The sequence below is a fragment of the Streptomyces bobili genome (assembly GCF_002154575.1).
In the GTDB taxonomy this organism is placed as follows: Bacteria; Actinomycetota; Actinomycetes; order Streptomycetales; family Streptomycetaceae; genus Streptomyces; species Streptomyces bobili.
Genome location: NZ_MUBA01000078.1, coordinates 282 through 7,027, shown reverse-complemented (window position 1 = coordinate 7,027; position 6,746 = coordinate 282). Strand labels below are relative to the sequence as shown.

General features: G+C 71.3%; 8 protein-coding genes. 5 read left to right on the top strand and 3 right to left on the bottom strand.

Annotated features, from left to right (window positions below; all coding sequences use genetic code 11):
* Positions 1 to 527, bottom strand: a 527-nt coding sequence (locus BZL64_RS07465) for a biotin--[acetyl-CoA-carboxylase] ligase (RefSeq protein WP_086767350.1), incomplete at its 3' end; no start/stop codon positions are given.
* A gap of 110 nt (positions 528 to 637) precedes the next feature.
* Between BZL64_RS07465 and BZL64_RS07460 the strand changes: the two genes are divergently transcribed.
* Both BZL64_RS07460 and BZL64_RS07455 read left to right on the top strand, forming a co-directional pair.
* Positions 638 to 2,230 carry an acyl-CoA carboxylase subunit beta gene (locus tag BZL64_RS07460; protein ID WP_086767349.1) on the top strand — a complete coding sequence of 531 codons (1,593 nt, stop codon included), beginning with the start codon at positions 638 to 640 and terminating at the stop codon, positions 2,228 to 2,230.
* Between the two features lie 8 nt (positions 2,231 to 2,238).
* On the top strand, positions 2,239 to 2,448 hold the full coding sequence (locus tag BZL64_RS07455; protein WP_086767347.1) for an acyl-CoA carboxylase epsilon subunit: 210 nt from the start codon (positions 2,239 to 2,241) through the stop codon (positions 2,446 to 2,448).
* 16 nt (positions 2,449 to 2,464) lie between these two features.
* Here BZL64_RS07455 and BZL64_RS07450 read toward each other — a convergent pair whose 3' ends face one another.
* Entirely contained in the window at positions 2,465 to 3,595 is a 1,131-nt protein-coding gene (locus tag BZL64_RS07450) for an SGNH/GDSL hydrolase family protein (protein ID WP_086767345.1), read from the bottom strand.
* A 120-nt stretch (positions 3,596 to 3,715) separates the two neighbouring features.
* Here BZL64_RS07450 and mmpB point away from each other — a divergent pair, with 120 nt between their 5' ends.
* Both mmpB and BZL64_RS07440 read left to right on the top strand, forming a co-directional pair.
* Positions 3,716 to 3,844, top strand: coding sequence for a morphogenic membrane protein MmpB (mmpB, locus tag BZL64_RS41910; RefSeq protein ID WP_086767343.1), 129 nt, complete (start codon positions 3,716 to 3,718; stop codon positions 3,842 to 3,844).
* A 69-nt stretch (positions 3,845 to 3,913) separates the two neighbouring features.
* On the top strand, positions 3,914 to 4,534 hold the full coding sequence (locus BZL64_RS07440; protein WP_086767341.1) for a Maf family protein: 621 nt from the start codon (positions 3,914 to 3,916) through the stop codon (positions 4,532 to 4,534).
* Here the strand turns inward: BZL64_RS07440 and BZL64_RS07435 are convergent.
* A complete protein-coding gene (locus BZL64_RS07435) occupies positions 4,503 to 4,985 on the bottom strand; it encodes a hypothetical protein (RefSeq protein WP_086767339.1) in 483 nt (160 codons plus the stop codon). The genes BZL64_RS07440 and BZL64_RS07435 overlap by 32 nt on opposite strands.
* A gap of 361 nt (positions 4,986 to 5,346) precedes the next feature.
* On the opposite strand from BZL64_RS07435, the gene BZL64_RS07430 reads away from it, so the two are divergent.
* A partial coding sequence (locus BZL64_RS07430) for an acetyl-CoA carboxylase biotin carboxylase subunit (RefSeq protein WP_244205245.1) occupies positions 5,347 to 6,746 on the top strand: 1,400 nt, incomplete at its 3' end.

The window sequence follows — 6,746 nt, the reverse complement described above, 5'->3', positions numbered from 1 at the left end:
TTGATGCCGACGCCGACCACGACGCCGTCCGCCCCGGCCCGTTCCGCGAGGATCCCGCCGGCCTTGCGTTCCTCGCCGCCGACGGTCACCAGCAGGTCGTTGGGCCACTTCAGCGCCGTATCGACGCCCGCGGCGCGGGACAGGCCGGTCGCCACCGCGACGCCGGTCAGCAGGGGCAGCCACCCCCACCGGGCCACGGGCACCTCGGCCGGGCGCAGCAGCACGGAGAAGAAGAGCCCGGACCGCGGGGGCGCCGTCCACCGCCGGTCGAGCCGTCCCCGTCCGGAGGTCTGCTCCTCCGCGACCAGGACGGTGCCCTCGCCGGCCTTCCCGGCGGCGGCGAGCGCGACGAGGTCGGAGTTGGTGGACCCGGTGCGGGGCACGATGTCGATTCCCGTCCACAGCCCGCCCTCCTGGACGAGCCCGCGCCGCAGCGCGACGGCGTTGAGGGGCGGGCGGTCCAGATCGGACCACCGGCCGCTGTCTCCGGCGGCTCCGGGGTTTCCTGCTGCATCTCGCGGCGTCATGCAAGCCACCCTAGGTGTGGTAAACGCCGCACTGCCGATCGGTAGGCCCGCCACTACTGTACGGATGAGTAACCGTCCCCCCCTTTGAGCAGGCAGGGAGCCGCATCCCGATGTCCGAGTCGGAAGAGATCGACATCCACACGACCGCGGGGAAGCTCGCGGATCTCCAGCGTCGCGTCACGGAGGCGACGCACGCCGGCTCCGCACGCGCCGTCGAGAAGCAGCACGCCAAGGGCAAACTGACGGCCCGTGAGCGCATCGAACTCCTCCTCGACGAGGGTTCCTTCGTCGAGCTGGACGAGTTCACCCGCCACCGCTCCACCAACTTCGGCCTCGACCAGAACCGCCCGTACGGGGACGGCGTCGTGACCGGCTACGGAACCGTCGACGGCCGTCCCGTCGCCGTGTTCTCGCAGGACTTCACCGTATTCGGCGGTGCCCTCGGTGAGGTCTACGGCCAGAAGATCGTCAAGGTGATGGACTTCGCGCTGAAGACCGGCTGCCCGGTCATCGGCATCAACGACTCCGGCGGCGCCCGCATCCAGGAGGGCGTGGCCTCGCTGGGGGCGTACGGCGAGATCTTCCGCCGCAACACCCATGCCTCCGGTGTGATCCCGCAGATCAGCCTGGTCGTCGGCCCGTGCGCCGGCGGGGCGGTCTACTCGCCGGCGATCACCGACTTCACCGTCATGGTCGACCAGACCTCGCACATGTTCATCACCGGGCCGGACGTCATCAAGACGGTCACCGGTGAGGACGTCGGCTTCGAGGAGCTGGGCGGCGCGCGCACCCACAACTCGACGTCGGGTGTGGCCCATCACATGGCGGGCGACGAGAAGGACGCCATCGAGTACGTCAAGCAGCTGCTGTCGTACCTGCCGTCGAACAACCTCTCCGAGGCGCCGGCGTTCCCGGAGGAGGCGGACCTCGCCGTCTCCGACGAGGACCTGGAGCTGGACACGCTCGTCCCGGACAGCGCGAACCAGCCGTACGACATGCACACGGTGATCGAACACGTCCTGGACGACGCCGAGTTCTTCGAGACGCAGCCGCTGTTCGCGCCGAACATCCTGACCGGCTTCGGCCGGGTGGAGGGCCATCCGGTCGGCATCGTCGCCAACCAGCCGATGCAGTTCGCGGGCTGTCTGGACATCAAGGCCTCCGAGAAGGCGGCCCGGTTCGTGCGGACCTGCGACGCGTTCAACGTCCCGGTGGTCACCTTCGTCGACGTCCCCGGCTTCCTGCCCGGCGTCGACCAGGAGCACGACGGCATCATCCGCCGCGGCGCCAAGCTGATCTACGCCTACGCGGAGGCGACCGTCCCGCTGATCACGGTCATCACCCGCAAGGCCTTCGGGGGGGCCTACGACGTCATGGGCTCCAAGCACCTGGGCGCCGACCTCAACCTGGCGTGGCCGACAGCGCAGATCGCGGTGATGGGCGCGCAGGGCGCGGTCAACATCCTGCACCGGCGCACGATCGCCGAGGCGGAGTCCGCGGGTGACCTGGAGGCGACCCGCGCCCGGCTGATCCGGGAGTACGAGGACGCGCTCCTCAACCCCTACATCGCCGCCGAGCGCGGTTACGTCGACGCGGTGATCATGCCGTCGGACACGCGCCGGCACATCGTGCGGGGCCTGCGTCAACTGCGGACGAAGCGGGCATCCCTGCCTCCGAAGAAGCACGGCAACATCCCCCTCTAGGAGCCGCCATGACGATCAAGGTCGTACGGGGCAACCCGACCCCGGAGGAGCTGGCCGCCGCTCTGGCGGTGGTCCGCGCCCGCGCCGCGGCGGTGACGGCGGAGCCGTCCGGCGCGCAGGAAGCCAGGGACTCCTGGTCGGACCCCTCCCGCATCGCCGCCCGCCGGCTGCCGCGGCCGGGCCCGGCCACCTGGAGCCGCACGTACTGGCCGGGCTAGGCCGCCCGCCCGCCCGTCACAGACGGGCGGCCACGGCTTCGGCCATCACCGCGTAGCCCGCGTCATGGGGGTGCAGGTGGTCGCCGGAGTCGTACGCGGGGTGCAGCCGGTCCGGGTCCGCCGGATCGGCCAGCGCCCGGCGCAGGTCCGCCACCGCGTCGTACTCCCCGCCGTGGCGGATCCATTCGTCCACCTCGTGGCTCACCTTGGCCGCGTGCTCGCCCCAGTGGTCCGAGCCCCCGAACGGCAGCAGGGTCGCCCCGATCACCCGCAGCCCCCGCCCGCGCGCCTGCCGTATCAACTCACGGTGACCCGCGATCAGTTCGTCCGCCTCCAGGACGGGTGCGGGCTTGTACGTCGGCTGCTCGTCCGTCTCGGCGAAGCCGAGGTCGTTGAGGCCGAGGAGCACCACGAGGGTGTTCACGCCCGGCTGCTCCAGCACGTCGCGGCGCAGCCGGTGCAGGGCCTTCTCGCCGTACCAGGCGGAGTCGTTGAGCAGCAGGTTGCCGCCGATCCCGGCGTTGAGGACGGGGCGTCCGGTGTGTCGGGCGAGCTGGTCGGACCAGCGCCGGTCGGTGCCAGGGGTCGAGCCGAAGCCGTCGGTGAGGGAGTCGCCGAGGAGGGCGATGCCGTCCGTGCGGCCCGCGTCGGTCTCGACGGCGCCGAGGAGGTACCAGGACTCGCTCCGCGCGTCGAAGCCCGCCCCGTCCACGTCCGCCGTCAGGTCGCCCTCGCCGCGGTAGCTGGTCGTGAAGGCCTGGGCGTGGAAGGTGGCGGGGCCGGTGACGGCGTCGAGGTGCAGGGTCAGCGTGAGCGCCTGTCCGGGTGTCACGGCGAGCGCGGCAGGGTCACTGAGGAGGTGGCCGCGGGCCGGGATCGCCGTATGCCGCGAGCCGCCGAAGGTGAGAGGGGTGACGGAGTCCGCGTCGACGGCGGGGCCCTCGGCCGTGTGGGCCACCGTGGCGGCGGCGAGCCGGACCGGGGAGGTGCCGTAGGCGTTCGACAGCCGGATCCGCACCCGGTCGCCGCCCGCGGTGAGCCGGACGGTCTGGCGCACGGACTGGCGCCAGAAGCCCTCTCGGGACCAGTTGGGGGTGAAGCCCTCGCTGGGGAGCTGGGGCGGGGCGGTCCAAGCGGTGGTGAACACAGGTGTGTCCTCTCGTCGGCCGGCACAGCGGAACACCACTAATGAAACCACAGTCCCGTTTAGAGAAGTTGAGTACGCGTACTCAGGCGCCCGTCACCGCCCCGCCGCAGGCTGGATCGCATGCTGTGGTCCGACCCCGAGAACGAGCCGCCCGAAGAACTGCGCGACACGCAGGAGATGCTGCGGCGGCTCGGGGTCCTCATGGCGCTGGCCATGGTCGTCGCGATGATCGTCATCGGTGTGCGGTGACCCCGGGCGGGCCGGGCGCCCCGAGGCGACCCGGATGAACGCGGCGCGGCGCGCCGATACGCTGACCGCATGACCCATCAGCCGCGCCGCCGTCTCGTGCTCGCCTCCCAGTCCCCCGCCCGGCTGGGCCTGCTGCGGCAGGCCGGCCTCGATCCCGAGGTGATCGTCAGCGGGGTCGACGAGGACGCCGTGACCGCCCCCACGCCCGCCGAACTGGCCCTCGCCCTCGCCGAGGCCAAGGCCTCCGTCGTGGCCGCGAAGCCCGAGGTCCAAGGCGCCCTGGTGATCGGCTGCGACTCGGTACTCGACCTGGACGGCGAGGCCCTCGGCAAGCCCGCGGACGCCGAGGAGGCCACCGCCCGCTGGAAGTCCATGCGCGGCCGCGCGGGCACCCTCCAGACCGGGCACTGCGTCTACGACACCGCGACCGGCCGCTACACGTCCGCCGTCGCCTCCACCGTGGTCCGCTTCGGCGAGCCCACCGACGAGGAGATCGCCGCGTACGTCGCCTCGGGCGAACCCCTCTACGTCGCCGGGGCGTTCACCCTGGACGGCCGCTCGGCGCCGTTCATCGACGGCATCGACGGCGACCACGGCAACGTCATCGGCATCAGCCTGCCCCTCGTCCGCCGGCTGCTGGCCGGACTCGGCGTGGGCATCACGGAGTTGTGGGCGCCGGCGGACCACTGACCGGGACGGGCCCCTCGTCCTGCGGCCCCGCGTCCCGGGGTTCGGCGGCGGCGGGCCCCTCCTGGCGGTCGTACGTCATCAGCAGGAGCACGATGAGCGCGAGCACGACAACCATGAACAGGAACGCGTGCCAGCCCACCAGTCCCCACGCGGCGGCGCCCAGCAGGGCGTGCACCACCGCGGCGCTGATCAGCAGGATGCGCCCGAAGCCGGCCGGCGGCCGGTCGCGGACCGCCACCAGCAGGGCGACCAGCCCGCAGAAGGCGAAGTAGAGACCGAAGACGATTCCGCCGATCTTCGACGACGTCGACATCGTGTCCGGGTCCAGCCCCGCGAGGGACATGTCCTGACGGTCGACGACGATGCCGAGGAACCAGTTCACCGCCGCGACGCCGAGCGCCTCGACGACGAGTACGGCCGCCACGACCACTGCCACCGGTCTGCGCACCACCGCTCCCCCACCCACTTTCGACCTGGCCCGCACAGGATTGCTGAGCCTCGGCCACACGCACGCTACTAACGGGTATACCCGGGGACAAGGGTTCTGCCGACGGCAAAGAATCATTGGGCCATTCGTAGGGACTCCACAAAGAAACGGAGTGGGCCGCAGCACGTGCTCACAGAGACCTTGGCCACAGTGGAGGGCTAGGGTTTCGAGGAGGAGTGCTGCGTACGGCGGTACTACAAGGGATTTCGCGGTCGAGTGAGCCTGGCATCACGCTCCGTGTGGGCAAGGTCACCTTTGGGGACGGGTCGATGAGTCGTGTCGGCAGTCCCTAAACTCGGCTTGTTTCAAGGAGGGAGCCTCAATCGTGCGCAAGGTGCTCATCGCCAACCGTGGCGAAATCGCAGTCCGCGTGGCCCGGGCTTGCCGGGATGCCGGTATCGCAAGCGTCGCCGTGTATGCCGAACCGGACCGGGACGCTCTGCATGTCCGGGCGGCGGACGAGGCGTTCGCCCTGGGCGGTGACACTCCGGGCACCAGCTACCTCGACATCGAGAAGGTGCTGAACGCCGCCCGCGAATCGGGGGCGGACGCGATCCATCCCGGATACGGCTTCCTCTCGGAGAACGCCGACTTCGCCCAGGCCGTCGTGGAGGCGGGCCTGACCTGGATCGGCCCGCCGCCGCAGGCCATCCGCGACCTCGGTGACAAGGTCGCCGCCCGTCACATCGCCCAGCGTGCCGGCGCCCCGCTGGTGGCCGGCACGCCCGACCCGGTCTCCGGTGCGGACGAGGTCGTCGCCTTCGCCAAGGAGCACGGCCTGCCCATCGCGATCAAGGCCGCGTTCGGCGGCGGCGGCCGGGGTCTCAAGGTCGCCCGCACCCTCGAGGAAGTCCCCGAGCTGTACGACTCGGCGGTCCGCGAGGCGGTCGCCGCGTTCGGCCGCGGCGAGTGCTTCGTCGAGCGCTACCTCGACAAGCCCCGGCACGTGGAGACGCAGTGCCTGGCCGACAGCCACGGCAACGTGGTCGTCGTGTCCACGCGTGACTGCTCGCTCCAGCGGCGCCACCAGAAGCTCGTCGAGGAGGCGCCCGCGCCCTTCCTCTCCGAGGCCCAGGTCGCCGAGCTGTACTCCTCCTCCAAGGCCATCCTCAAGGAGGCCGGCTACGTCGGCGCCGGCACCGTCGAGTTCCTCGTCGGCGTCGACGGCACGATCTCCTTCCTGGAGGTCAACACCCGCCTCCAGGTCGAGCACCCCGTCACCGAGGAAGTCTCCGGCATCGACCTGGTGCGCGAGATGTTCCGCATCGCCGACGGCGAGGAACTCGGCTACGACGACCCGGCACTGCGCGGCCACTCCATCGAGTTCCGCATCAACGGCGAGGACCCCGGCCGCGGCTTCCTGCCCGCCCCCGGCACCGTCACCACCTTCGACGCGCCGTCCGGACCGGGCGTACGCCTGGACGCGGGCGTCGAGGCCGGTTCGGTGATCGGCCCGGCCTGGGACTCCCTGCTCGCCAAGCTGATCGTCACCGGCCGCACCCGCAAGGAAGCCCTCCAGCGGGCCGCCCGCGCCCTGGCGGAGTTCCAGGTCGAGGGCATGGCCACCGCCATCCCGTTCCACCGCGCGGTGGTCGAGGACCCGGCGTTCGCCCCCGAACTGACCGGCTCCACCGACCCGTTCACGGTCCACACCCGCTGGATCGAGACCGAGTTCGTCAACGAGATCAAGGCTTTCGCCGCCCCCGCCGCCACCGAGGCCGACGA